Origin of the sequence: Vibrio cyclitrophicus, assembly GCA_023206055.1 — a bacterium.
In the GTDB taxonomy this organism is placed as follows: domain Bacteria; phylum Pseudomonadota; class Gammaproteobacteria; order Enterobacterales; family Vibrionaceae; genus Vibrio; species Vibrio cyclitrophicus_A.
The window spans coordinates 2,794,514-2,817,355 of record CP065366.1 but is presented as its reverse complement, the minus strand read 5'-3'; the positions used below and the strand labels follow the sequence as shown (position 1 = coordinate 2,817,355).

At 45.3% G+C, this 22,842-nt stretch carries 21 protein-coding genes; 16 read left to right on the top strand and 5 right to left on the bottom strand.

The window, feature by feature from the left end:
* The first annotated feature begins 4 nt into the window (after nucleotides 1-4).
* The 12 genes from ITG09_12355 (at nucleotide 5) to ITG09_12300 (ending at nucleotide 12,654) form a co-directional block, all read left to right on the top strand.
* The gene (locus tag ITG09_12355; GenBank protein ID UPR53638.1) at nucleotides 5-505 is read left to right on the top strand and encodes an OmpH family outer membrane protein; all 501 of its coding nucleotides are present in this window, start codon (nucleotides 5-7) and stop codon (nucleotides 503-505) included.
* 5 nt (nucleotides 506-510) lie between these two features.
* Nucleotides 511-1,542 (top strand): UDP-3-O-(3-hydroxymyristoyl)glucosamine N-acyltransferase, encoded by a 1,032-nt coding sequence (lpxD, locus tag ITG09_12350; protein ID UPR51484.1) that lies wholly within the window; start codon nucleotides 511-513, stop codon nucleotides 1,540-1,542.
* Between the two features lie 93 nt (nucleotides 1,543-1,635).
* Complete coding sequence (gene fabZ, locus ITG09_12345; protein ID UPR51483.1) at nucleotides 1,636-2,088, top strand: 3-hydroxyacyl-ACP dehydratase FabZ; 453 nt, start codon at nucleotides 1,636-1,638, stop codon at nucleotides 2,086-2,088.
* A 1-nt stretch (nucleotide 2,089) separates the two neighbouring features.
* Nucleotides 2,090-2,878, top strand: a complete 789-nt coding sequence (gene lpxA / locus ITG09_12340; GenBank protein ID UPR51482.1) for an acyl-ACP--UDP-N-acetylglucosamine O-acyltransferase — start codon at nucleotides 2,090-2,092, stop codon at nucleotides 2,876-2,878.
* A 123-nt stretch (nucleotides 2,879-3,001) separates the two neighbouring features.
* Nucleotides 3,002-4,198, top strand: coding sequence for a lipid-A-disaccharide synthase (gene lpxB / locus ITG09_12335; GenBank protein ID UPR51481.1), 1,197 nt, complete (start codon nucleotides 3,002-3,004; stop codon nucleotides 4,196-4,198).
* A 33-nt stretch (nucleotides 4,199-4,231) separates the two neighbouring features.
* Nucleotides 4,232-4,852 carry a ribonuclease HII gene (gene rnhB / locus ITG09_12330; protein UPR51480.1) on the top strand — a complete coding sequence of 207 codons (621 nt, stop codon included), beginning with the start codon at nucleotides 4,232-4,234 and terminating at the stop codon, nucleotides 4,850-4,852.
* Between the two features lie 102 nt (nucleotides 4,853-4,954).
* Nucleotides 4,955-8,434: a DNA polymerase III subunit alpha gene (gene dnaE, locus ITG09_12325; protein ID UPR51479.1), complete on the top strand. Its 3,480-nt coding sequence runs from the start codon at nucleotides 4,955-4,957 to the stop codon at nucleotides 8,432-8,434.
* Nucleotides 8,435-8,479: 45 nt separating this feature from the next.
* Nucleotides 8,480-9,439, top strand: a complete 960-nt coding sequence (gene accA / locus ITG09_12320) for an acetyl-CoA carboxylase carboxyl transferase subunit alpha (protein ID UPR51478.1) — start codon at nucleotides 8,480-8,482, stop codon at nucleotides 9,437-9,439.
* A gap of 125 nt (nucleotides 9,440-9,564) precedes the next feature.
* Nucleotides 9,565-10,911, top strand: a complete 1,347-nt coding sequence (gene tilS, locus ITG09_12315) for a tRNA lysidine(34) synthetase TilS (protein ID UPR51477.1) — start codon at nucleotides 9,565-9,567, stop codon at nucleotides 10,909-10,911.
* Between the two features lie 58 nt (nucleotides 10,912-10,969).
* Nucleotides 10,970-11,281 carry a cytochrome c gene (locus tag ITG09_12310; GenBank protein UPR51476.1) on the top strand — a complete coding sequence of 104 codons (312 nt, stop codon included), beginning with the start codon at nucleotides 10,970-10,972 and terminating at the stop codon, nucleotides 11,279-11,281.
* 130 nt (nucleotides 11,282-11,411) lie between these two features.
* Entirely contained in the window at nucleotides 11,412-11,750 is a 339-nt protein-coding gene (glnB, locus tag ITG09_12305) for a nitrogen regulatory protein P-II (protein UPR51475.1), read from the top strand.
* Nucleotides 11,751-11,811: 61 nt separating this feature from the next.
* Nucleotides 11,812-12,654, top strand: a complete 843-nt coding sequence (locus tag ITG09_12300; protein ID UPR51474.1) for an endonuclease/exonuclease/phosphatase family protein — start codon at nucleotides 11,812-11,814, stop codon at nucleotides 12,652-12,654.
* Between the two features lie 100 nt (nucleotides 12,655-12,754).
* Here ITG09_12300 and ITG09_12295 read toward each other — a convergent pair whose 3' ends face one another.
* The 3 genes from ITG09_12295 to gloB all read right to left on the bottom strand — a co-directional run bounded on the left by ITG09_12295 (nucleotide 12,755) and on the right by gloB (nucleotide 15,841).
* Nucleotides 12,755-13,441, bottom strand: a complete 687-nt coding sequence (locus ITG09_12295; protein UPR51473.1) for a YIP1 family protein — start codon at nucleotides 13,439-13,441, stop codon at nucleotides 12,755-12,757.
* Nucleotides 13,438-15,012 (bottom strand): LysM peptidoglycan-binding domain-containing protein, encoded by a 1,575-nt coding sequence (locus tag ITG09_12290; protein UPR51472.1) that lies wholly within the window; start codon nucleotides 15,010-15,012, stop codon nucleotides 13,438-13,440. Before ITG09_12290 ends, ITG09_12295 begins: the two co-directional genes overlap by 4 nt.
* 70 nt (nucleotides 15,013-15,082) lie before the next feature.
* Nucleotides 15,083-15,841 carry a hydroxyacylglutathione hydrolase gene (gene gloB / locus ITG09_12285; GenBank protein UPR51471.1) on the bottom strand — a complete coding sequence of 253 codons (759 nt, stop codon included), beginning with the start codon at nucleotides 15,839-15,841 and terminating at the stop codon, nucleotides 15,083-15,085.
* A gap of 53 nt (nucleotides 15,842-15,894) precedes the next feature.
* Here gloB and ITG09_12280 point away from each other — a divergent pair, with 53 nt between their 5' ends.
* On the top strand, nucleotides 15,895-16,677 hold the full coding sequence (locus ITG09_12280) for a methyltransferase domain-containing protein (GenBank protein UPR51470.1): 783 nt from the start codon (nucleotides 15,895-15,897) through the stop codon (nucleotides 16,675-16,677).
* Between the two features lie 78 nt (nucleotides 16,678-16,755).
* On the opposite strand, the gene rnhA is transcribed toward ITG09_12280, so the two are convergent.
* On the bottom strand, nucleotides 16,756-17,220 hold the full coding sequence (gene rnhA, locus ITG09_12275; protein UPR51469.1) for a ribonuclease HI: 465 nt from the start codon (nucleotides 17,218-17,220) through the stop codon (nucleotides 16,756-16,758).
* 56 nt (nucleotides 17,221-17,276) lie between these two features.
* Between rnhA and dnaQ the strand changes: the two genes are divergently transcribed.
* Both dnaQ and ITG09_12265 read left to right on the top strand, forming a co-directional pair.
* On the top strand, nucleotides 17,277-18,044 hold the full coding sequence (gene dnaQ / locus ITG09_12270; GenBank protein UPR51468.1) for a DNA polymerase III subunit epsilon: 768 nt from the start codon (nucleotides 17,277-17,279) through the stop codon (nucleotides 18,042-18,044).
* Between the two features lie 9 nt (nucleotides 18,045-18,053).
* Entirely contained in the window at nucleotides 18,054-19,301 is a 1,248-nt protein-coding gene (locus ITG09_12265; GenBank protein UPR51467.1) for a TIGR03503 family protein, read from the top strand.
* Between the two features lie 128 nt (nucleotides 19,302-19,429).
* On the opposite strand, the gene fadE is transcribed toward ITG09_12265, so the two are convergent.
* A complete protein-coding gene (gene fadE / locus ITG09_12260; GenBank protein UPR51466.1) occupies nucleotides 19,430-21,895 on the bottom strand; it encodes an acyl-CoA dehydrogenase FadE in 2,466 nt (821 codons plus the stop codon).
* Between the two features lie 328 nt (nucleotides 21,896-22,223).
* Between fadE and lpcA the strand changes: the two genes are divergently transcribed.
* Complete coding sequence (gene lpcA, locus ITG09_12255; GenBank protein UPR51465.1) at nucleotides 22,224-22,799, top strand: D-sedoheptulose 7-phosphate isomerase; 576 nt, start codon at nucleotides 22,224-22,226, stop codon at nucleotides 22,797-22,799.
* Nucleotides 22,800-22,842 lie beyond the last annotated feature (43 nt).

Below are 22,842 nucleotides of genomic sequence, written 5' to 3'. Positions count from 1 at the left end.
AAATATGATTAAAGCAGCAGGTTTAGGCCTTGTAGTTCTTAGCTCTTCTTTTTTTGCAACAGCGGCCGAAGCTGCGCAAAAAGTGGGTTATGTAAACACTGCACAAGTATTCCAGGCTCTACCTCAGCGTGAAGTTGTTCTTCAAAAAATGCAGGAAGAGTTCAAAGATAAAGCGGCTGAACTACAGAGTATTCAAGCTGAAGCAAAGACTAAGATTGAAAAGCTTAAGCGTGATGGCGAGCTACTAGGCCCTGACGAAGTTGAGAAGCTACGTATCGAAGTAGGCCAGCTAGACAGCAAGTACAAAATCAAAGCTCAAGCACTAGAAAAAGCAAGCCAACGTCGTGAAGCACAAGAGAAGCAGAAGCTATTCAAAGTGATTCAAGATGCTGTAACGAAAGTTGCAGAGAAAGAAGGCTACGACATGATCGTTGATATTCAAACTCTGCAATACGGCAAGCCAGAATACAATATCTCTGAGCAAGTAATTAAATCACTGAAATAAGTTTTATGAAGAACCTGACTTTAGCCGAATTGGCAACGATTACCGGTGGAGAGCTACATGGAGACGGTAGTATTACCGTCTCAACAGTTGCTCCTATGGATAAAGCGCAAGAAGGTAACATTACGTTCCTTTCTAACGTTAAGTACAGCAAGCACTTAGGTGACTGTAAAGCATCCGCTATTATGGTTAAAGAGAGTGAACGCGAACTGTGTAAAACCAATGTAATAGTGGTTAATGACCCTTACGTTGCTTTTGCTAAAGTTGCTCAAGCGCTTGATACTACTCCGGCACCTGCTGCGGCTATTGCTGATTCTGCTTCAATTTCAAGCGATGCGACCATCGGACAAAACGTGTCTATTGGTGCAAATGCTGTGATTGAATCTGGTGTTGTCCTTGGTGATGATGTAATCATCGGTGCAGGTTGCTTTATTGGTAAAAACGCAAAGATTGGCTCCGGCACTAAGTTGTGGGCAAATGTAAGCATTTACCATGAAGTTGTTATTGGCGCTGCGTGTTTGATCCAATCAAGCACTGTCGTTGGCTCTGATGGCTTTGGCTATGCAAACGAGAAAGGCGAGTGGGTTAAGATCCCTCAAGTCGGTTCGGTTCGCGTTGGTAACCGCGTAGAAATTGGTGCGTGTACTACCATCGACCGTGGCGCGTTGGACGATACAGTGATTGAAGATAACGTTATCTTAGATAACCAACTTCAAATTGCTCACAATGTTCACATCGGATATGGTTCGGCAATTGCTGGTGGTACAATTGTAGCTGGCAGCACTACGATAGGTAAGTACTGTATTATTGGTGGCGGTTGTGTGATTAATGGTCACATTGAAATCGTTGACGGCGTTACAATCACCGGTATGGGGATGGTAATGCGCAGCATCACTGAGAAAGGTATGTACTCTTCAGGTATTCCTTTACAGCCAAACAAAGATTGGCGTAAAACAGCAACGCGTGTACATCGAATTGATGAAATGAACAAGCGTTTGAAAACCGTTGAAAAACTTATCGAGAAGAGCGCGGAATCATAATTCCAGCATTTCTAATAAAAGGCTCGCGTACAGCGAGTCTTTTTCGTTTATAATCCTTCTAATTAAATAAAGAATATACATAGGAATACGACTTTGACTACTGAACAGACAACGATGAACATTACTGAAATTCAGGAACTATTACCTCATCGCTACCCATTCTTAATGGTTGATCGTGTGACTAGCTTTGAAAAAGAAAAAACACTGACCGCGATTAAGAATGTTTCTGTTAATGAACCTCAGTTCACAGGCCACTTCCCACAACTTCCTGTATTCCCAGGCGTGTTGATCTTAGAAGCAATGGCTCAAGCTACAGGTCTTCTTGCATTTAAATCTTTTGGTGCCCCTTCTGGCAACGAACTTTACTACTTCGCAAGTGTTGATAAAGCAAAATTTCGTAAGCCAGTGGTACCAGGTGACCAATTGGTTATCGAAGTTGAGTTCCTAAAAGAACGTCGTGGCATTGCATCATTTAACGGTGTGGCTAAAGTTGACGGCGCTGTAGTGTGTTCAGCTGAACTTAAATGTGCTCGTAGAGAGTTTTAATATGATTCATGAAACAGCGAAAATTCACCCGGCAGCAGTAATCGAAGGTGATGTAACTATCGGTGCTAACGTGACGGTTGGGCCTTTCACTTACATTGCTGGTACTGTGACTATTGGTGACGACACAGAAATTATGTCGCACGTTGTGATTAAAGGTCACACAACCATTGGTAAAGAAAACCGTATCTTCCCACATGCTGTGATTGGTGAAGAAAACCAAGACAAGAAGTATGGCGGCGAAGAAACAACAGTAGTGATCGGTGATCGCAACGTGATTCGTGAAGCCGTTCAAATCCACCGTGGTACGACTCAAGATAAAGCAACCACAGTGATTGGTGATGACAACTTACTTTGTGTAAACGCTCACGTAGCGCATGATGTAATCGTTGGAAACCACACTCACATTGGTAACAACGCTATCCTTGGCGGTCACGTAACTGTTGGCGACTACGCTGGTGTAATGGCACTTTCTGCGATTCACCCGTTCTGTTCAATTGGCGCTTATGCGTACATTGGCGGTTGTTCTGCGGTTGTTCAAGATGTACTCCCTTACGTACTTGCTCAAGGTAACCACGCAGCTCCATTTGGTTTGAACCTTGTTGGTTTGAAGCGTAACGGGTTTGAGAAACCAGAGATTCGAGCACTACAGAAAGCGTACAAAGAGTTATACCGTTCAGGTAAAACACTTGAAGAAGCGAAAGCGGCTTTAGTTGAAATGGCAAAAGAGTTTACTTCGGTTACTCCTATGCTAGAAATGCTAGAGAACTCTGAGCGCGGTATTATTCGTTAATACTTGATGTGATTGTGTATCAATCAGCGCAAGTATGACAATAATTACTTAATCAGATTGGTATAACAAAAAGATCGCTACTCATTAGGCGGTCTTTTTTGCTTTAGGCGAGAAGGGAAAACTATGGCACAGCAAGATACACAAACTAACACTTCGAATTTTGTTTCGAACGAACCATTGCGTGTGGGTATCGTTGTTGGGGAACTTTCTGGCGACACTCTGGGTGAAGGCTTTATAAAAGCGATTAAATCGCAATACCCAAATGCAGAATTCGTCGGTATTGGCGGCCCCAAAATGAAAGCCCTTGGTTGTGAGTCTCTTTTCGAAATGGAAGAGCTGGCTGTAATGGGGTTGGTTGAAGTGCTTGGACGTTTGCCTCGCTTATTAAAAGTGAAAGCGGAGCTAGTGAAGTATTTCACTCAAAATCCACCCGATGTGTTTGTTGGTATTGATGCGCCTGACTTCAACCTGAGACTTGAGTTGGATCTTAAGAACGCTGGCATCAAAACAGTGCATTACGTGAGTCCTTCAGTATGGGCTTGGCGTCCAAAGCGTATCTTTAAAATCGATAAGGCAACTGACTTAGTCCTAGCTTTCCTGCCATTCGAAAAAGCGTTTTATGATAAATATAACGTTGCCTGCGAATTTGTGGGCCACACGTTGGCGGATGCGATTCCTTTGGAGCCGAGTAAACGAGACGCTCGAGAACTGTTGGGCTTAGATCAAGATAAGCAGTGGCTAGCGGTATTACCGGGTAGCCGTGGTGGTGAAATGAGCTTGATTGCTCAACCATTTATCGAGACCTGCCAGCGTATTAAGCAGAAGTACCCTGATATTAATTTTGTTGTTGCGTTGGTTAATGAGCAGCGTAAAAAGCAGTTTACTGAAATCTGGCAATCGACCGCACCTGATCTTGAATTCACGTTAGTCGAAGATACGGCAACCAACGTGATTACCGCTGCTGATTCTGTGCTTTTGGCTTCAGGTACCGTGGCTCTTGAATGTATGTTACTTAAACGCCCTATGGTGGTTGGTTACAAAGTAAATAAGCTGACGGGTTACATTGTTAAGAAATTGGCGATCACTGAGTTTGTGTCACTGCCGAATATTTTGGCTGGTGAGGAGATCGTGAAAGAGCATATTCTTGAAGAGTGCCACCCAGACTTTTTGTTCCCGTCTGTCGATAAGATGCTATCAGCCGATAACAGTGCCTTGATCGAACGCTTTACTGAAATGCATCATTGGATCCGCAAAGACGCAGACAAACAAGCCGCTAACGCAGTATTGAAATTGATTGACCGACCTTTTGTTGAAGCGTAAAGCGCTTACTTACAGAACATTAAGAGATTAGTTATGGCAGTAAAAGAGAAAAAAGAGCTTCCTCCATTTGAATACCCGCAAGGCTACCACTTGTTTGCTGGCGTGGATGAAGTAGGACGTGGTCCTTTGGTTGGCGACGTGGTGACTGCTGCAGTTATCCTCGATCCAAACAATCCTATCGAAGGTTTGAACGACTCAAAGAAACTGTCTGAGAAAAAGCGTCTTGCGTTGCTTCCTGAAATCAAAGAGAAAGCTTTGGCGTGGTCTGTGGGCCGTTGTTCCCCACAAGAAATCGATGAGTTAAATATTCTACAAGCAACCATGGTAGCGATGCAGCGTGCCATCGCTGGGCTTAGCATTCAGCCAGAGATGGCTCTGATCGATGGTAACCGTGTTCCAGAATTACCTATGGATGGTTTGGCGATTGTAAAAGGAGATTTGCGAGTTGCTGAAATCAGCGCAGCGTCTATCATCGCTAAAGTGGTTCGTGACCAAGAGATGGAAGAGCTTGATAAACTTCATCCAGAGTTTGGTTTTGCTAAACATAAGGGTTACCCGACCAAGGCGCATTTCGAAGCGATTGAAAAACATGGCGTAACCGAGCATTACCGCAAAAGCTTTAAACCAGTAAAACGTGTTCTTGGTATAGATTAGAGCTAGAGTTTTGCAGCGAATAAAGTTGCGAACTTGCGGTAGAAAAAAATAGAATACACACAGTTGTAATCCTAGGCTCAAACCTAGAACTCAGGAAAAATAATGTCAGATCCAAAATTTGTTCACCTACGCGTACACAGTGACTTTTCGATGGTAGATGGCCTGTCCAAGGTGCCACCGTTAGTTAAAAAAGTCGCTGAAATGGGTATGCCTGCTCTAGCATTGACCGACTTTACTAACCTGTGTGGTTTGGTTAAGTTTTACGGTACTGCCCATGGGTGTGGGGTTAAACCTATTATTGGTGCTGACTTCTTGATGCAGTCTCCGGAATTCGGTGACGAGTTGACTAAGCTCACCGTTATCGCAACGGATAATAAAGGTTATAACAACCTAACGTTGCTTATCTCGAAAGCTTACCTTCGAGGTCATGTTCAACATCAGCCTGTTATTGATAAAGAGTGGCTGATTGAACATGCTGAAGGCCTGATTCTTTTATCGGGTGCGAAAGAAGGTGAGATTGGTAAGGCGTTGCTAAAAGGCAACCGTGAGTTGGTTGCAAGTAGTGTCGAGTTTTACAAAACACACTTTGCCGACCGTTTTTATTTGGAACTGATCCGTACAGGACGTCCTGATGAAGAGTCTTATCTGCACTTTGCTCTAGAACTGGCCGAGCAAGAAGACCTGCCAGTTGTCGCAACCAACGAAGTGGTATTCCTGACTGAAGATCTTTTTGATGCCCATGAAATCCGTGTGGCGATTCACGACGGCTTCACGATGGTTGATCCACGTCGACCAAAAAACTACAGCCCACAACAGTACCTACGTAGCGAAGAAGAGATGTGTGAGTTGTTCTCAGACATCCCTGAAGCATTGGAAAACAGTGTTGAGATTGCCAAGCGTTGTAATGTAACCGTTCGATTAGGCGAATACTTCTTGCCTAACTTCCCTACCGAAGGTTTGGCGATTGAAGACTTCCTGATTAAGAAGTCAGAAGAAGGGCTTGAGCGTCGTTTAGAATTTCTATTCCCTGACGAAAAAGTCCGAGCAGAGCGTAGACCTGAATACGATGAACGACTCAAGATCGAGCTTGAAGTTGTCAATAACATGGGGTTCCCAGGTTACTTCTTGATTGTAATGGAGTTCATCCAGTGGTCAAAAGACAACGATGTGCCAGTAGGTCCTGGTCGTGGTTCCGGTGCCGGTTCTTTGGTGGCTTACGCATTGGATATCACCGATCTTGACCCACTTGAATATGACTTGCTGTTCGAACGTTTCTTGAACCCAGAACGTGTATCCATGCCCGATTTCGATATCGACTTTTGTATGGATAAGCGTGACCAAGTTATTGACCACGTTGCTGAAATGTACGGTCGTGATGCTGTATCTCAGATCATCACCTTTGGTACCATGGCGGCGAAAGCGGTAATTCGCGACGTAGGCCGTGTACTAGGTCACCCGTTTGGTTTCGTCGACCGAATTTCAAAGCTTGTGCCGCCAGACCCAGGCATGACGCTAGAGAAAGCCTTCCTTGCTGAACCTGCATTGCCAGAGCTTTACGATGGCGATGAAGAAGTTCGCGAGTTGATTGATAAGTGTCGTATCCTTGAAGGTTGTACGCGAAATGCGGGTAAGCACGCAGGTGGTGTTGTTATCTCACCCACCACGATTACCGACTTTGCACCTATTTATGCCGATGCGGAAGGCAACTTCCCGGTAACGCAATTCGATAAGAATGACGTTGAAACTGCAGGTTTGGTTAAGTTCGACTTCTTGGGTCTGCGTACCCTGACCATCATCGACTGGGCGCTAGGGTTAGTGAACCCTCGTTTGGCAAAAGAGGGTAAAGATCCGATTCGAATTGAATCTATCCCTCTTGATGATCAAGCATCGTTCAATCTATTACAAAATTCTGAAACCACCGCGGTATTCCAGCTGGAATCTCGTGGTATGAAAGACCTGATCAAACGTCTCCAGCCGGACTGTTTTGAAGATATCATCGCATTGGTAGCCTTGTTCCGTCCGGGCCCTCTGCAATCGGGCATGGTAGATAACTTTATCGACCGTAAGCACGGCCGAGAGGCGGTTTCATACCCTGATGAAACGTGGCAGCACGAATCGCTTAAAGAGACACTAGAACCTACCTACGGCATCATCCTGTATCAAGAACAGGTAATGCAAATCGCACAGATCCTTGCTGGCTATACGCTTGGCGGAGCGGATATGTTGCGTCGTGCGATGGGTAAGAAAAAGCCAGAAGAGATGGCAAAGCAGCGTGGTACCTTTAAAGAGGGCGCTGAAGCTAATGGTGTTGATGGCGAATTGGCCATGAAGATCTTTGACTTGGTAGAGAAATTTGCGGGCTACGGCTTTAACAAATCTCACTCCGCAGCATACGCACTGGTTTCTTATCAAACGCTATGGCTGAAAACGCACTACCCAGCGGAATTTATGGCTGCGGTAATGACAGCCGATATGGATAACACAGAGAAGGTTATCGGCCTGGTCGATGAGTGCTTCCGTATGAAGCTCAAGCTTCTTCCACCTGATATTAATTCCGGTTTATACCGCTTTAATGTGGATGAGGATGGCGCGATTGTTTATGGCATCGGTGCGATCAAAGGGGTCGGTGAAGGCCCTATTGAAGCGATCATTGAAGCGCGAAATAAAGGCGGTTACTTTAAAGACTTATTCGACTTCTGTGCACGTCTTGATCTGAAGAAGGTTAATAAACGTGTTATCGAAAAGTTGATTCTATCTGGAGCCTTAGATAGATTAGGTCCTCACCGAGCAGCGATGATGGCATCTTTGAAAGATGCGGTGAAGGCGGCGAGCCAACATCACCACGCGGAATCTTTTGGTCAATCTGATATGTTTGGTGTGTTGACCGACGCTCCGGAAGAGGTTGAGCACAAGTATACCCAAGTGCCTAAATGGCCTGAGAAGGTTTGGCTTGAGGGTGAACGTGAAACGCTTGGTTTGTATTTAACGGGTCACCCGGTTAACGCTTACATCAAAGAGTTAGCGAAATACACCAGCTGTCGTTTGAAGGATGCCACGCCAACGCGTCGTGATCAGTCATTAACGATTGCAGGTTTAGTGATTGCGTCTAGGGTGATGACCACTAAACGCGGTACACGAATCGGTTTGATGACACTGGATGACCGATCGGGGCGAATGGAAGTGATGTTGTTCTCGGATGCGCTCGATCGCTACGCAGAATTACTCGAAAAAGACAAAATTGTGGTCGTTTCCGGACAGGTCAGCTTTGATGATTTCAATGGCGGGCTTAAAATGTCCGCGCGCGAGGTCATGGACCTAGGAAACGCCCGTGAAAAATATGCTCGTGGGGTGTCGATATCTATCGACCAATCCCAAATTAACGGTCAATTTTTTGAACGCTTTAGTCAAATCTTAGAACCTTATAGAGCCGGAACGGTCCCAGTCAATGTATACTACCAGCGTGCCGACGCTAGAGCGCGGTTAACATTGGGCACAGAATGGCGCGTGACGCCAAGTGATACATTACTAGACGAATTAAAACAGCTGCTTGGAAATAGCCAAGTAGAACTCGAATTTAACTAAAATTTAGCTTCGCGAATGCGGAGCTGAATCAACAAGGATTCATAGATGAGCCTGAACTTTCTAGAATTTGAAAAGCCTATCGCTGAACTTGAAGCAAAAATCGAAGCGCTACGTGACGTTTCGCGTCACGGTGGTGACACAGCGGTAGATCTAGACAAAGAAATCGAACAACTAGAGAAAAAAAGCTTAGAGCTTAAACAGAAAATCTTTAGTGACTTAGGTGCATGGCAGGTAGCTCAACTTGCTCGTCACCCTCAACGTCCTTACACAAAAGATTACCTGGAGCATGCATTCACAGAGTTTGAAGAGATGGCGGGCGATCGCGCTTACGCTGACGACAAAGCGATTGTGGGTGGTATGGCTCGTCTAAATGGCCGTCCTGTTATGGTTATTGGTCACCAGAAAGGTCGTGAGACTAAAGAGAAAGTGATCCGTAACTTTGGTATGCCAAAGCCAGAAGGTTACCGTAAGGCGCTACGTCTAATGGAAACCGCTGAGCGTTTCAACATGCCTATTATTACTTTCATCGACACAGCGGGCGCATACCCAGGTGTTGGTGCTGAAGAGCGTGGTCAATCTGAAGCTATCGCTAAAAACCTTAAAGTAATGGCTGGCCTTTCAGTTCCAGTTATCTGTAACGTTGTTGGTGAAGGCGGTTCTGGTGGTGCACTAGCGATTGGTGTTGGCGACTACGTGAACATGCTTCAGTACTCTACGTACTCAGTAATCTCTCCAGAAGGTTGTGCTTCAATCTTGTGGCGTGATTCAGATAAAGCACCACAAGCAGCTGAAGCGATGGGCCTGATTGCCCCTCGTCTTAAAGAGCTTGAGCTTATTGACGAAATCATTCCTGAGCCTCTAGGGGGGGCGCACCGTGACCCTGCACAAACCGCTCAGAACATGAAAGACATGTTAGTTAAACAGCTAGAAGAGCTAGAGCAGTTTGATAACGAAGCACTTCTAGAGCGTCGTTACCAACGCCTAATGAGCTACGGTTACTGCTGATAAGCGTGCCTTGAAATGAGGCAGCTTCAAGTAACAAGATGATGAAAGGGTTGGACTCAGTGCCAACCCTTTTTTATTATTAAAACATTATCCATTCACACACGATCTCTTGGTTTATTGGCCTCATGACACACTTAATTGATACCTTCACATCTGTACTTGATCAAAGCGCGCTTAAGCCTCATAGGTTGGTCGTCGCTTTCAGTGGTGGTGTCGACTCACGAGTGTTGTTGGAGTTGGCTGCGCAATACGCTAAGTCCCATCACATTGAGTGCTGTGCTATACATGTTCACCATGGCTTGAGCAAGAATGCTGATCACTGGGCAGAGCAATGCCAAACTTGGTGTGATGTTTTGTCGGTTTCGTTAGCAGTAGAAAGGGTCTCGCTGGATACCAACAGTGGTGAGAGCATTGAAAAGCTGGCTCGAGATGCTCGATACCAAGCTTTTAAAAAGCATATTAGACAAGGTGATGTATTAGTTACAGGCCAACACATCGATGACCAAGTAGAAACTTTCTTGTTAGCGTTGAAGCGTGGCAGTGGTCCGAAAGGGCTCTCTTCAATGGCGAAAGTGATGCCGTTTGATGATGCTTATATCGTTCGCCCACTGCTGTCGGTGACAAGAACGGATATTGAAGCGTCGGCGCGCGATATGGCTTTAACTTGGGTGGAAGATGAGAGCAATCAAGACGTTCGCTTTGACCGCAATTTTATTCGTCATCAAGTCACTCCGACACTGACCGAGCGTTGGCCTAGTTTCCGAGAGTCGGTCAGTCGCAGCGCTCAACTGTGCGCAGAGCAAGAGTTGCTACTCGATGAACTGCTTGAGTCTCACTTTCAGCAAGCTTTAGATGACGGTGAGGTCAAGAGCCAAAGCTTGAGCATTAAGGTGTTGTCTCAGCATTCTGCTTTATTACGGGCACGCTTGTTAAGAATGTGGTTGAGCTATTGCGGACAAGCGATGCCGACTCAAAAGCAGCTCAAACTTATATGGGATGAGGTGGCATGCGCCCAGGCTGACGCCAACCCTAAGCTGGTGTTAAACGAGGTTGAGGTTAGACGCTTTAATCAACATCTCTATGTCGTAAAAGAGACCAAAGACTTGTCGAACTGGCAAAGCGATATCTCAATGGAAGAGTGCTTAGTTCTGCCTGACGGTTTAGGGGAGCTACACTTAAACTCAGTGATTAGTGAGGGTGTATCTGACCACCGTGATGTGCAAAGCTTTAGTTTGTCGGATACAAGCGTAACACTAAGAGTGATCTTTAATCCGGAAGGGTTGTCGGCTCACCCTGTTGGACGCGGGCATAGTCGAAAGCTCAAAAAACTCTTTCAGGAATACCAGGTACCCAGTTGGTTACGACGCAGAACGCCAATATTAATGGATGGTGAGCGAGTGATCGCTGTTTTAGGCTTATTCGTAGATAAAAACTACGAAGGTCAAGATTGTGAAGCGCTTTGGAGCAAGTAGAAAAAGTTTGTGTCACAATTTACCGTCACTTTAATAAAAATAATTAATGGAATATGCAATGAAGAAAATTACACTAGGATTAGTTCTTGGATTTGGACTATTGAGTGGTAACGCTCTGGCGGGTGATGTTGCTGCGGGTCAAGCTAAAGCAGCAATCTGTGCGGCATGTCATGGTGTAGACGGTATCGCAGTGATCCCTGGCTATCCAAACCTTAAGGGTCAAAACGAGCAATACATCGCTTCATCAATTAACGCCTATAAGAACGGCCAGCGTACCGGTGGTTTGGCCGCTGTAATGCAGGCTCAGGCTTCAATGCTGAGTGATGAAGACATCGCGAATCTAGCTGCTTACTACGCAAGCCTTAAGTAAAACCTTCTCAAAGCGCTGATTAAACAAGATGATAAATTTCGAGCCAGAGCTTTAAAGCTCTGGCTTTTTTCATTGAATGTTTACTATAGCTAACCGATAATGAGCTATTCGCACAGTTTAAGGGATGAACATGAAAAAGATTGAAGCCATTATCAAGCCATTCAAACTTGATGATGTACGTGAAGCACTTGCAGAAGTGGGTATTACAGGTATGACAGTATCTGAAGTTAAAGGCTTTGGACGTCAAAAAGGTCATACTGAGCTATACCGCGGCGCAGAGTACATGGTCGACTTTTTACCTAAAGTGAAACTAGAAATCGTTGTGACCGACGAAGTGGCTGACCAATGTGTTGATACCATCATCGAGACGGCTCAAACAGGTAAAATCGGTGACGGTAAGATCTTCATTACTGAAGTTGAACGTGTGGTACGTATTCGTACTGGCGAAGAAGACGAAGACGCCGTATAAAAAAACTATTACCCTAAAAGGAGCGTTTATCGCTCCTTTTTCATTTCTGGTAGGGTGCTATATGTTTAAGAAAGTCATCATTGTTATCACGCTATTGATAACGCTTGCTGTCGTTAGTTTTCATTTTATCTTCGTGATCCCGAATAAACCCAACCTGATCACTTCCTCTCAAGGTACCAGCAATGATACCTACAGCTGCTATCAAAACTCTGCGCCGAAAGCGATTGATGTGTCTGATGGCTTGGACATTACGGTGTGGAATATCTACAAGCAAAACCGAAATAATTGGCAGAATGAGTTAAATAAGCTGTCAGCAGGTAGCGATTTAGTCTTGTTGCAAGAAGCGAGTATGACACAAGGGCTTCGCCAATGGGTAACGAGCGGCCAGTGGGGAAGCACTCGTGTTAATGCGTTTGAGGCCTTTGAGCAAAGTGCAGGTGTACTCAACCTAGCAACTCATTTACCGATTGAAGCTTGTGCATTTACTCATGAAGAACCTTGGCTTCAACTGCCTAAATCCGCGCTTTGGTCGCGTTACCAACTAAGCAATGGCGAAGAGCTGGCTGTGATTAATATCCATGCCGTGAATTTTACTTTTGGTACGGAAGATTATGAAGCTCAACTCAAGAGCTTAACTGATAATCTGCAAAAGTATCGGGGGCCTGTCATCTTTGCTGGAGACTTTAATAGCTGGAGTGAAACTCGCTTTACTGTATTGAAAGATGCGTTGGAACAGGTAGGCTTGATGGAAGTTGCCTTTGAGCCCGATAACAGGACTCAGTTCATTACAGGGCTGGTGCTCGACCACGTGTTCTATCGAGGGCTAGAGGTAGAAAAAGCAAAAGCGCCCATTACGGACGCTTCTGATCATAACCCTATGCGAGTGACCTTTAAGGCTAAATAGTTATTAGCTATTGGAGCTTAACTATTCGCACGGTGGTTACGTTGGGTCATCTAACGGAGCAAATAGGCTAGAGAGTTTTCGCTAGCCTTATCCCTTCAACTTAAAAGATTAAAATGTAGAGCGCCCAGATTAGGTAGTAGCCAACCCATGGTAAGCCTGAAATCACAAGCGCTTGCCCGCGTTCAAACTCAGTCCACGTTAATACCGCGGCATAACCCAGTACGATGTACCAAGGCAACAATAGTGGTAATGAGCTAGCAAACTGCGACCAATCATTGGTTAGCGGTAACTTAATCAAGCCATTTAAGCTGTTCAAGTCTGCAGCGTAGTTCATCACATGTCCATGCTTGAGTATTAGGCTTGCGTAGCTTGCTACATCACCTAAAACAGCCGGAAATATGACAACCGATGCCGCTGCGAACCAGCGCCAAAAGCTATGTTGATGTTGGCTTGGCTTGGTTGCTAGGTTAAACCAGAATGCCAATAGAACGATGGTTAATGTTCGGCCAAATACGTCGCTGATGATTTCACTCGCGAGTAAGGTATTGCTGTCAAGTAACGCCAATTGGTCAGGGTTAGTTTGAGCCAGTTGTTGCGATAGCTCTGCACTTAACCATGCAAAATCTACATTCGAAAAATAAGCACCCCAAAATAAAAATGGGCTGAGCATTAATACGACGTAGGGTTGCCATCCCCAAGCACTTCGCTGATAAAGCGCTAAGAAACACGCTGTTGGTGAACGGAATATATCCAACAGCATGACGAGTGGGTTACTTGACGGGTTCATACACTTACCTTAGTTACATCAACATACAGCTTCAGTTTTTGTCCTGGCTGTAGGTATTTCTTGTTCTGCAAAGTGTTCCATTTTACAACATCTGCACTTTTTACTTTGAACTTTGATGCAATAGCGCTGACTGTGTCACCTGATCTTACGTTATAAAAGATCGTGCGGATGATGGCGCCGTCTGAGCCGTTCTTCCAAATGACCAGTTCTTGACCAACTCTAAGCGTGTCGCGTGGTCCCATGCCATTCCACTTAGCCAGTGATTGGTGAGATACCTTATTTACGCGTGCAATCGTCCATAGGCTGTCACCACTTTTAACGGTATGGCTAAGCTTATATTGGCCACGACTCTTCGACTGTGTGCTTGCTAGGCGGTTTGAAGCGCTTAGTGCGTACGTTTTGTCGTCTTTGGTTGAAGTTGGGATAAGTAGGTGCTGACCAATACGGATATTGTTGTTGTTCATTCCGTTTGCAGAGCGAATCACTTTGCTGGTGGTGTTGTATTTACTTGCCAGTACGCTGATGCTGTCGCCAGATTGTACTTTATAACGCACTAACTTCATGCCTTTGCCTTTATTGGCGGCCACTTCTTTGTTGAACTTCTCAACAGAGCTTAGAGGAAGCAATAATTGCTGATGTTTTTCTGGCGCTGTCGCCCACTGGTTATAAGCAGGGTTGTAGCCTTGCAGTTCTTTGACTGGAATGCCCGCATAGTTTGCAGCAATCGCTAGGTCAAGTTGCTCTTCAGGGTTAACCAGAGTCAGTACCGGCTTGTTTGGAATCGCAGGGATATCGATGCCATACTTTTCTTGGTTGGCAATCACGTCAGCCAGTGCAAGTAGCTTAGGCACATAGCTGCTGGTCTCTTTTGGTAAATCCAAAGAGAAGAAGTCGATTGGTTTACCAAGTTTTTTGTTTTTGCGGATAGCACTGCTTACACGACCACCGCCACTGTTATAGGCGGCAATGGCGTGATTCCAGTCGCCATCGAAACGTCGGTTAAGGTCTGAGAGGAAATCCAATGCAGCATCGGTAGAAGCGGCAACATCGCGACGACCATCGTACCAGAAGTTTTGTTCAAGCCCGTAGTCTTTGCCTGTGCCTGAAATGAATTGCCATAGTCCTGCTGCACTGCCATGAGAATAGGCAAACGCATCGAAAGAGCTTTCTACAACGGGCAATAGTGCCAATTCTAGTGGTAAGCCTTTTTCTTCAATCTTAGTGGTGATCAAATAAAGGAAAGGTTCAGCTCGTTGTGAGACGGTTTTTAGATGACTAGGGTGCTTTAGATACCAAGTTCGGTAGTAGTCGACCTTCTTTTGGTCTGGTACTTCCATTTCAAGTTGCATCGCAATGCGTTTCCAAACATCTTCTTGTGTTTGTGGAGTAACGACAGGTGCTTCAACTTTTTGATCTTCTTTGGCTGTTGCTTCTGATGAAACGTTCGCTTGAGAAACTTCTTTAGTAGGAGATGTGTTGGTTTGCTCGGAAGCTTGGTCTGGATTATCTGACTGAGTTAATTGGCAACCAGAAAGTAGTAATACCAAAGCCCAGCTGTACTTAACTCGCATGTTACAGCCTTTTTAATTAACGGCCGATGATAATACTTGCCACCCCCTATGAGTGACAAGTCTGTATTTGTTAAAATTCGTTCTTCCACGCACGCAAAGCAGTGAATACTGATAAAGGATCGGTCTGTTCGGTGCGATTAGACACTGATTTCATTACACTTGGCTCGGTATAGCGCAGGAAGGGGTTCACAAACTTTTCTTGTCTCAAATTTGTGGGGATGGTCGACTTATTTTGAGCGCGAAGTCGGTTCACTTGGTCGCGATATTGCTGTAAATGTTGGTTATCAGGCTCAACTGCTAATGCGAAAGCGATATTAGCTGCAGTGTACTCATGTGCACAATAGACTTCGGTTTCTTGAGGCAGCGCTGTGATCTTGTTCAGTGCATCAAACATCTGTTGTGGTGTACCTTCCATGATTCGGCCGCAGCCAGCTGAAAACAGCACATCACCACAAAATAGTTTGGCATCGCCCACATAACCAATATGACCCGCGGTATGTCCACTGAGCCCTAGCACGAGGAATACTTCGTCAAACAGTTCTAATTGATCACCATCATCAACCGGGTGAGTTAAGGTAGGGATAGGCTCATTCCTTGGACCTACGACATCCACGCCGGGAAATTGTCTAACTAGTTCTGGAACGCCACCAATGTGATCATGGTGGTGGTGTGTAATCAAGATTGCATCTAAAGTTAGCTCATGGTGTGCTAAGTACTCTAATACTGGAGTCGCATCACCAGGGTCGACGACAGCACAACGGCGATCGCTATTTTGAATCAGCCAGATGTAATTGTCGTTAAATGCAGGTATGCTTTTGATATGTAACATTATTGGTTCTCCAGTCACTTTCAGTGCGACAGAATAAGTGAGACAGATTATTGATGAAGCCAGCACGTAGCAGAAAGAAGTTTGAACATCCTTACACTTGGGCGCAATTGCACAATGGGGACTGGTTGAGAGAATCTATTCAAACTCGACTCGATGAGTGGTGCCCAAAGCTATTTGGTTACCATATGCTCAAGCTCGGCGGCCTCAGTAGTGAGATTTCTAGCTGCACCTGCAACATTCAACATCAAGTAAACCTAGATATCCAGAACCCATTACATAATGTGATAGCGGATGGCTATAATTTACCCTTTTTGGAGAAAAGCTTTGATGTTGTAGTGCTGAGTCATCAGTTAGATTATAGCAATGACCCGCATCGTTTATTGAGAGAAGTAGACCGAGTGATGATGGACGATGGCTATATCATCATCACTGGCTTTAACCCTTTCAGTGTGACTGGGCTTGCCAGTTTGATGCCTTGGCGAAAGAACAGTTTGCCTTGGAGTGGGCGCATGTATACGCCAAACCGAATTAAAGACTGGTTAGGTGTATTGAACTATGAAGTGATTCATTGCGATACCTATGCGTTGTTTCCGATGAGTAAATATCAGGCGATGTGGACCTGGTTAGAGAACAGCTTAGGCGGCTGTGCTTCTTTTGCGGGAAGCCAATACTTTATTGTTGCTCGTAAGCGTACTTATCCGCTCAAACCGATTAAGCCTCATTGGCACCTTAAGCGACGCTTTTCTCCTGTTGGAGCAAGCTTTAGAACCAATAGCCGTCCCACGCAGCATTCAAACAAGGCTTCATATCCGCTAAAAACAGAAAAAGCCGACTAGTTGTCGGCTTTTCATCTATCTATCCGTCTAAGAAACTATAAATTTACTTCGAAATCTACATCTCACTTCAAAAGGTGATTAGCTTGGCTGATACCCCGTATCTTCTTGAGTTGGATTTTCCGCTGCGTTTCTTGCTAAATCATCACACATCTCGTTTTCTCTGTGTCCTGCGTGTCCTTTTACCCAGCGCCAATCAACGCTATGGCGAGCGGTTTCTTTATCGAGCCTTTGCCAGAGATCGGCATTTTTAACCGGTTTCTTATCAGCTGTCTTCCAGTCACGTTTTTTCCAGTTGTGAATCCACTGTGTGATACCTTGACGCACGTATTGGCTATCTGTGGTCAGAATCACAGAGCAAGGCTCTTTGAGGGCTTGGAGAGCAACGACGGCGGCGAGCATTTCCATACGGTTATTGGTTGTTAGCGTGAAGCCTTCTGCTAGCGTCTTTTCGACTTTTTTGTAGCGAAGTACGATGCCATAGCCACCTGGGCCAGGGTTACCTAAACAAGAACCATCAGTGAAAATTTCAACTTGTTTCGTCATGATTTGATACTATTACCTCAAGCACATTATCGGCATAGTCTGACACAGTTATCCTTATGAATACCAGTAGCACTCCAGAACAAAGCACGAACGAAAAAAACAGTTCGAACGAAAATAAGCGCATTGTTGTACTCGATACCGAAACCACCGGTATGAATACAGAAGGTGGTCCTCACTATATGGGCCACCGCATCGTTGAAATTGGTGCAGTAGAGATCATCAACCGTAGGTTGACCGGGCGTCATTTCCATGTCTACATCAAGCCCGATCGTGCGATTCAAGAAGAGGCGATTGGCGTTCACGGTATTACCGATGAATTCTTGATTGATAAGCCTGAATATCAAGATATACATAAAGAGTTTCTCGACTTTATCAAAGGTGCGGAGCTGGTGGCTCATAATGCGCCCTTCGATACGGGCTTTATGGACTATGAGTTTGAGAAGCTTAATCCAGCGATAGGTAAAACGGATGACTACTGCAAAGTCACCGATACCTTGGCAATGGCGAAGAAGATATTCCCAGGTAAAAGAAACAACCTAGATATCTTATGTGACCGTTACGGTATTGATAACTCGCACCGTACTCTCCACGGCGCATTGCTCGATGCGGAGATTCTAGCCGACGTCTACTTATTGATGACGGGTGGGCAAACTTCGCTACAATTTAACGCTGGCCAACAAGAAGGCGAAGCCGAAAGTATACGAAGAGTAGAAAGTGGTCGAAAATCCCTAAAGGTTTTACGAGCTACGGCCGATGAAGTAGAAGCGCATCAAAATCGTTTAGACCTCGTCGAGAAAAGCGGAAGCTGCCTTTGGCGTCAGTAGGGAGAAAGTATGTTAAGGGTATTGGCTACCGGTTACTTATTGCTGTTAAGCTTTAGCTTACATGCAGCAACGGAATCCGTAATGAGTTTATTGGACAACCGTTTTAGAGTTGACCCCAGTATTGAACAAGTCACCTTTGTGATTTATCGAGCCGATAACTCTAAGCCCGTCGTTTTGGTTCGCCCTGACGGCAAGAAATACTACTCTTGGCGCAATGCTGATAATGTCCGTTGGTACGAAGAGTCGTCCATGGACATTATCTCTATCGACAAGCCGATGCCTGGCCCTTGGCAAGCGGTCGGTAAAGTTTCCCCTAAGAACAACATCAAGCTCCTGTCTCACCTTGTTTTGGATGCCAATGAGTTTCCAGATAAGTTGTATCAAACCGAACACATTAAATTTACTGCCCGTTTGACTTCAGATGGCAAACCTCTTGTGCTGCGTGATTTTCTTGATCGCGTGAAGCTTAAGGTGACGTTTACTAAGTTTGTCGAAAACGAAGAGTCTTTAGTGAGAGAAGCACGCCCAGTGCCTGTTGTTATGGGCGAGTTTGCCGATGATGGCAGTGGTCTGGATGAACAAGCTGGAGATGGTGTGTTCACTGTCTCTTTGCCAATTGATATCGAGCCTGGCAAATACCGCGCACGTATTACTTCAGGCAATGGTGTATTTTTGCGAGCGCAGGAACAAGAAGTCTTAGTTTACCCAACACCGATCACCACTACTTTCATTCAGTCTCGAAAAGAGGGCTTACCTCACACCATTGTGGTGTCTGGCGAGCAGGGTATGATCGCGCCGAGCTCTTTAGCGGTTCACGTTGAGCATAAAGCACCTGATGATTATGTCACGTATAGGCAGGGCCAAGCTGAAGTCGACGCAATGAAAGTCGCTTTAGAGATGCCTTACAACGGCGATTTAGGGATTTATAATTGGTCAGGGATGGTTTATGCCACTGATGCTTCAAGTCAGCGCCCACTGATATTTCCAATTACCGAGCAGTCGTACAGCGTTGTTGAAGATATCGACTTAGCAGAATCACGACGTCTTCAAGAAGAAGCACTTGCAGAGCAGAAGCGTATCGCGGCAGAGTTGATGGTACTTCAAAAACGTGAAGATGACAGACAGCGCAGTATGATCATTATTGCGGTGGGCAATGTGGTCGCTATTCTATTGGGCTTATTGATTTGGTTTGTGGCTCGTAAAGTGGCAGCCAAGAAAAGAGCTCAACCAGAAATGCAACTCAAAGCGCCAAAGTAAATCGTCTATAGGTTCGAGTGGTCTTGAGAGAACAAGACCATAAAGGTAAAGCCTTCAAAATTGTGATAACAATGAACAAATAAAAAAACGGGACTCATAGGAGCCCCGTTTTCGTTTCTTTTTTGACCTTAAGCGACGTTGTCAATCGATTGGTCTGGGTACTGAGACTTTGCTGCAAGCTCCTCTGGTGAGAAGTCGTCAACGTTAATTGTGTACAGTCTGTGTTGTTCTGCACTGATCAGAAGGTCGGCTTCATCTTGCGTTAAGATACCTTTCTCAAGTCCCAACTGAGCGACAAGATCAAGTCGTAAGAAGGCACGTTTTTGATGTGTCTCTTTGCAGACTTTGTCGAACAGAGGTTCAGCTTGAAGAATCACTTCTAGCGCTTTTTCAATCTTACCTACTGGGTTGTATTCCGTCGCTTCTAGATATTGACCACGACCGATACGAGAGCGTGTTTCGCTCGGCGTTTGAATAATATGCGCTACTTGGCTGTCTAGCTTGTCGTTTGGTGCACGGCGAATGCGACCAAATGGCATTAATACAACACGAAGCAGACGACCAATTACAGGGTTAGGGAAGTTCGCTAAGAACTCATCAATCGCCACTTCAGTCTGACGTAAGCTATCTTGCATCCCCCAATGTACTAACGGTAGATCTTCAGCGTGGCTGCCTTCACTTTCAAAGCGTTTCAACGTTGCTGAACCTAAGTAAAGTTGACTTAGGATATCACCCAGTCTTGCTGATAAACGTTCTCTACGCTTCAGTGAGCCGCCTAGAACTGCCATTGAAATATCAGACAGTAGCGCTAGGTTTGCACTGTAGCGGTTTAGCTGTTGGTAGTAACGCTGTGTCTGTTTATCTGTTTTATTTGAAGGTGTTGGCGCATCAGAACCACGGCCATCGGTTAAACCAAACCACAAGCTGCGAACTAGGTTACTCATAGTAAAGCTAACGTGTCCAGCTAACGCTGAATCAAACTTATCAAGCGCATCGCTGCTTTCAGAATAAGCGGCTTCCATTTCGTTCAGTACGTAAGGGTGGCAGCGAATCGCACCTTGACCATAGATGATCATTGAGCGAGTCAGTATGTTTGCGCCTTCAACCGTTATCGCGATAGGTGAGCCTTGGTAGCCACGAGCTAGGAAGTTTGATGGGCCTAAGCAAATGCCTTTACCGCCGACGATATCCATCGCATCAATGATGCTGCGTTGGCCACGGTGAGTACAGTGGTACTTAACGATTGCAGAGATAACCGAAGGCTTTTCGCCAAGGTCGATGCCCGCAACGGTTAGGTTACTCGCAGCGTCCATTACATAAGCGTTACCGGCCAGGCGTGCAAGTGGCTCTTCAACCCCTTCCATACGCCCAATTGGTTGTTTGAACTGACGGCGGATACGAGCGTAAGCGCCAGTTGCAAGCGCAGCCGACTTGATACCACCTGTCGAGTTTGAAGGCAGTGTGATACCACGGCCAACCGACAAACACTCAACCAGCATGCGCCAGCCTTGACCTGCCATTTTCTGGCCACCAATGATGAAGTCGATAGGCACAAAAAGCTCATCGCCTTGCGTTGGGCCATTTTGGAATGGAACGTTAAGCGGAAAGTGACGGTTGCCAATCTCAACGCCTTTTAAATCCGTTGGAATCAACGCACAAGTAATACCAAGATCTTGTTTGTCTCCAAGCAGACCATCAGGATCACGCAGTTTAAATGCTAACCCTAAGACGGTCGCGACAGGAGCAAGAGTGATATAACGCTTGTTCCATGTTAAACGCATTCCAAGTACTTCTTCGCCTTGCCAATCTCCTTTACATACAATGCCGTAATCAGGGATTGAGCCTGCATCTGAGCCAGCTTCTGGGCTTGTTAGGGCAAAACAAGGGATCTCTTTACCTTCAGCTAACCGAGGAAGGTAATGGTTTCTTTGTTCTTCTGTTCCGTAGTGTTGTAACAGCTCGCCTGGGCCTAATGAGTTAGGTACGCCAACCGTCGATGACAATACACTAGAAACGCCAGTTAGCTTTTGTAGAACCAAAGATTGAGCGTAAGCTGAGAACTCTAAGCCACCGTATTTTTTCTTGATGATCATGGCGAAGAATTTATGGTCTTTCAGGTATTGCCATACTTCTGGTGGCAAATCAGCAAGCTCATGAGTAACTTGGTAATCATTGACCATTTCACACACGGTGTTTACTGGGCCATCTAAAAACGCTTGCTCAGCTTCAGATAGCTTCGGGTCAGCAATGTTCTGAAGCTTCTTCCATTCAGGTTTGCCTTTGAACAGCTCTGCTTCCCACCATACCGTACCAGCTTCTAGTGCTTCTTTTTCTGTCTGAGACATCGCTGGTAGAACTTTCTTAAATAAAGAGAGTGCTTTTTGGCTGATTAAGGTCTGACGAATGGTAGGTACAGCAAAGATCGCAACGGCTAACACGTAGCAAAGCCAGCCAGTGACTGCCACGCCGCCAAACACTGTTAATGCTACCATTGCGCCAGTTAATACAATTAATGCACGTACCAGACTAACTCTATGGTAAAGACAGACGCCTAAGATGGCGGTCATGCCGAGTAGGGAGAGCAATATGTTCATGATCGATTTCCTTTTCAGAGATCACTTATTGTTATTAAGTTTTAGGTAAGAGGTCTAACCAGTTAAGTGTAAACAAAATATTAAATATTTGTAAAACTCCAAGGTGAATAAAAAGTGATCTCAATAGAGTTAAAATTCTAATTGTGAGAGGTTGGTGGCGAATATTTGGACGGATCGGCAGTGAGACCCTAATAAAGGTGGCAATCTTTGGGCTTAAGTGTCGACACTATTTCATGTTTGTGGGTAAACTCAGCTATAAAGAGGGGAAAACTCTCAGTTCTCATTTCACGCGCTTTAAGTTGCGTCAAAAAAATAAGAGATAAGCCTTATGTACCAAGACCTAATCAAAAGTGAATTAAACGAAGCTGCTGATGTTCTGAACAAGTTCTTGAGTGATGACCATAACATCGCTCAAATTGAAGCGGCGGCAAAACTGATTGCTGACTCATTCAAGCAAGAAGGCAAAGTGCTTTCTTGTGGCAATGGTGGTTCACACTGTGATGCGATGCATTTTGCTGAAGAGCTTACTGGCCGATACCGTGAAAATCGCCCGGGCTATGCTGGCATTGCGATTTCAGACCCTAGCCACTTATCTTGTGTGAGTAATGATTTTGGCTACGACCACGTATTCTCTCGTTATGTAGAAGCGGTAGGCCGTAAAGGTGATGTGTTGTTCGGTCTGTCGACTTCAGGTAACTCAGGCAATATTCTAAAAGCGATTGAAGCGGCTCAAGCGAAAGGCATGAAGACTATTGCATTGACGGGTAAAGATGGCGGTAAAATGGCGGGCTGTGCGGATATTGAAATCCGAGTGCCACACTTTGGTTACGCAGACCGCATCCAAGAGATTCACATTAAGATCATCCACATTGTGATTCAACTTGTTGAAAAAGAGATGGAATAATAGTTATACAGACATTTGGAGCCCAGCTTTGTGGCTCCATTGG

What these genes read in the sequence shown, in the direction of transcription:
- ITG09_12355 (UPR53638.1), top strand. Translation starts at nt 5, where the DNA reads ATGATTAAAGCAGCAGGTTTAGGCCTTGTAGTTCTTAGCTCTTCTTTT.
- lpxD (UPR51484.1), top strand. Translation starts at nt 511, where the DNA reads ATGAAGAACCTGACTTTAGCCGAATTGGCAACGATTACCGGTGGAGAG.
- lpxA (UPR51482.1), top strand. Translation starts at nt 2,090, where the DNA reads ATGATTCATGAAACAGCGAAAATTCACCCGGCAGCAGTAATCGAAGGT.
- lpxB (UPR51481.1), top strand. Translation starts at nt 3,002, where the DNA reads ATGGCACAGCAAGATACACAAACTAACACTTCGAATTTTGTTTCGAAC.
- rnhB (UPR51480.1), top strand. Translation starts at nt 4,232, where the DNA reads ATGGCAGTAAAAGAGAAAAAAGAGCTTCCTCCATTTGAATACCCGCAA.
- dnaE (UPR51479.1), top strand. Translation starts at nt 4,955, where the DNA reads ATGTCAGATCCAAAATTTGTTCACCTACGCGTACACAGTGACTTTTCG.
- accA (UPR51478.1), top strand. Translation starts at nt 8,480, where the DNA reads ATGAGCCTGAACTTTCTAGAATTTGAAAAGCCTATCGCTGAACTTGAA.
- tilS (UPR51477.1), top strand. Translation starts at nt 9,565, where the DNA reads ATGACACACTTAATTGATACCTTCACATCTGTACTTGATCAAAGCGCG.
- ITG09_12310 (UPR51476.1), top strand. Translation starts at nt 10,970, where the DNA reads ATGAAGAAAATTACACTAGGATTAGTTCTTGGATTTGGACTATTGAGT.
- glnB (UPR51475.1), top strand. Translation starts at nt 11,412, where the DNA reads ATGAAAAAGATTGAAGCCATTATCAAGCCATTCAAACTTGATGATGTA.
- ITG09_12300 (UPR51474.1), top strand. Translation starts at nt 11,812, where the DNA reads ATGTTTAAGAAAGTCATCATTGTTATCACGCTATTGATAACGCTTGCT.
- ITG09_12295 (UPR51473.1), bottom strand. Translation starts at nt 13,441, where the DNA reads ATGAACCCGTCAAGTAACCCACTCGTCATGCTGTTGGATATATTCCGT.
- ITG09_12290 (UPR51472.1), bottom strand. Translation starts at nt 15,012, where the DNA reads ATGCGAGTTAAGTACAGCTGGGCTTTGGTATTACTACTTTCTGGTTGC.
- gloB (UPR51471.1), bottom strand. Translation starts at nt 15,841, where the DNA reads ATGTTACATATCAAAAGCATACCTGCATTTAACGACAATTACATCTGG.
- ITG09_12280 (UPR51470.1), top strand. Translation starts at nt 15,895, where the DNA reads ATGAAGCCAGCACGTAGCAGAAAGAAGTTTGAACATCCTTACACTTGG.
- rnhA (UPR51469.1), bottom strand. Translation starts at nt 17,220, where the DNA reads ATGACGAAACAAGTTGAAATTTTCACTGATGGTTCTTGTTTAGGTAAC.
- dnaQ (UPR51468.1), top strand. Translation starts at nt 17,277, where the DNA reads ATGAATACCAGTAGCACTCCAGAACAAAGCACGAACGAAAAAAACAGT.
- ITG09_12265 (UPR51467.1), top strand. Translation starts at nt 18,054, where the DNA reads ATGTTAAGGGTATTGGCTACCGGTTACTTATTGCTGTTAAGCTTTAGC.
- fadE (UPR51466.1), bottom strand. Translation starts at nt 21,895, where the DNA reads ATGAACATATTGCTCTCCCTACTCGGCATGACCGCCATCTTAGGCGTC.
- lpcA (UPR51465.1), top strand. Translation starts at nt 22,224, where the DNA reads ATGTACCAAGACCTAATCAAAAGTGAATTAAACGAAGCTGCTGATGTT.